1 protein-coding gene and 1 other annotated feature are annotated in these 1,297 nt (G+C 63.5%); the gene reads left to right on the top strand.

The annotated features are described in order from the left end of the window. Window positions 1-50: 50 nt before the first annotated feature. Window positions 51-1,276, top strand: a protein-coding gene (locus tag ACYQ1H_RS15470; protein ID WP_460028931.1) for an IS3 family transposase whose coding sequence is annotated in 2 segments (ribosomal slippage) — window positions 51-339 and window positions 339-1,276 — 1,227 coding nt in all. Because the reading frame shifts where the segments join, the coding sequence is not laid out codon by codon here. Further along, window positions 329-445, top strand: a sequence feature (AL1L pseudoknot). It overlaps the preceding gene by 117 nt. Window positions 1,277-1,297 lie beyond the last annotated feature (21 nt).

The following is a 1,297-nucleotide window of genomic DNA, read 5'->3' as shown; positions in this document are numbered from 1 at the left end:
TGAACCGCCCCGGGTTTTGAGGAGGCTCCCTCACTTGAGAGAATGGAGCCATGAAGAAAACAGAAAAGTATTCCCCCGAGGTCATAGAACGTGCCGTACGCCTGGTGGCCGAGGTCAAGGAGCAGCACGCCTCGGAATGGGCGGCGATCGTGTCCATCGCGGCTAAAATCGGTTGTACGGCCGAGACGCTGCGCCGCTGGGTGCGTCGCCATGAGCGTGACACGGGTCAGCGTGAGGGCCTCAACACGGCGGACCGTGACCGACTCAAAGCCCTGGAGCGGGAAGTCCGCGAACTGCGCAAGGCCAATGAGATTCTGCGCCTGGCCAGCGCGTTTTTCGCCCAGGCGGAGCTCGACCGCCGCTGCAAGTCATGAGGGCGTTCGTCGATCAGCACCGGGAGACCTTCGGGGTCGAGCCGATCTGCCGCGTGTTGCAGATCGCCCCCTCCGGGTATCGGCGTCAGGCCGCGCAGCAGCGGAATCCGGCCCGCCGGAGCGCCCGGGCGCAGCGCGATGAGGCCCTGATGCACCCCATCCAGCGGGTCTGGGACGCCAACCTACAGGTCTATGGCGCCGACAAGGTCTGGAAGCAACTGCAACGGGAAGGCATCCCGATAGCCCGCTGCACGGTGGAACGGCTGATGCGCCGATTGGGCCTACGCGGCGTCCGGCGCGGCAAGGTCGTGCGGACCACGGTCGCGAAGGCATCCGCCCCCTGCCCAGCGGACCGGGTCAACCGGCAATTTCAGGCCGAGCGCCCCAATCCGCTATGGGTAGCGGACTTCACCTACGTTTCAACTTGGCAGGGTTTCGTCTATGTGGCCTTTGTCATCGACGTCTTTGCCCGCTACCTCGTCGGTTGGCGGGTCAGTCGCTCGATGCAGACCGGCTTCGTGCTCGATGCGCGGGAGCAGGCTTTGTATGCCCGTCAGCCGGAACGCGACGACGCCCTCATCCACCATTCGGATCGCGGTGCTCAGTACGTCTCGATCCGTTACAGCGAGCGCCTGACCGAGGCCGGCATTAAGCCCTCGGTCGGCAGTAAAGGCGACAGCTACGACAATGCCCTGGCGGAAACCATCAACGGTCTCTACAAGGCGGAAGTCATCCATCGATGCGGCCCCTGGAAAACCGCTGAAGCGGTTGAACTGGCCACCCTGGTAGGGGTAGCCTGGTTCAACCATCACCGGCTTCTGGAACCCATTGGTTATATCCCTCCAGCAGAAGCTGAGGCAAACTACTATCGTCAACTGTCCGAGCAGACCGTACCCGTCTGACTCACACCACCGGGCCTCCAC

Source organism: Methyloparacoccus murrellii, from assembly GCF_054657115.1.
This window is presented reverse-complemented; position numbering and strand designations above follow the sequence as displayed.